This is a genomic window from Streptomyces sp. DH12, from assembly GCF_020873895.1.
Lineage (GTDB): Bacteria > Actinomycetota > Actinomycetes > Streptomycetales > Streptomycetaceae > Streptomyces.
Genome location: NZ_JAHWGT010000427.1, coordinates 1 through 622, shown reverse-complemented (window position 1 = coordinate 622; position 622 = coordinate 1). Strand labels below are relative to the sequence as shown.

1 protein-coding gene is annotated in these 622 nt (G+C 74.1%); it reads left to right on the top strand.

The genetic code is table 11. The features are described 5' to 3' along the window. A partial coding sequence (locus LPA54_RS34970) for an aldehyde dehydrogenase family protein (protein ID WP_228984635.1) occupies positions 1 to 622 on the top strand: 622 nt, incomplete at both ends.

Sequence of the window (622 nt, the reverse complement as noted above, 5' to 3'; positions counted from 1 at the left end):
CCGACACGGAGACCTGCCTGACCGCGCTGTGGGCCCGCGACCTGCTGATCGAGGCGGGGCTGCCCGCCGACGTCTTCCAGGTGGTCCTCGGCGAGGGCCCGGTCGTCGGCCCCGAGGTCGTCCGGCACGCCGACTACGTCTCCTTCACCGGCTCCACCCGCACCGGCCGCGAGGTCGCCCAGGGCGCCGCCGCCCGCCTGGTCGGCGTCTCCCTCGAACTCGGCGGCAAGAACGCCATGCTGGTGCTGGAGGACGCCGACCTCGACAAGGCCGCCGCCGGCGCCGTCCGCGCCTGCTTCTCCTCCGCCGGACAGCTCTGCATCTCCATCGAGCGGCTCTACGTCCACGAGGCGGTCGCCGACGCCTTCCTGGAGCGCTTCGTCGCCCGCACCAAGGCGCTGCGCCTGGGCACCGCCCTCGCCTACGGCGCCGACATGGGCTCCCTGGTCGGACAGCGCCAGCTCGACGCGGTGACCCGGCACGTCGAGGACGCCGTCGCCAAGGGCGCCAGGGTCCTCGCCGGCGGCACCGCCCGCCCGGACATCGGCCCCTACTTCTACGAGCCGACCATCCTCGACGGCGTCGAGGCCCCGATGAGCGTGTGCACGGAGGAGACCTTCGG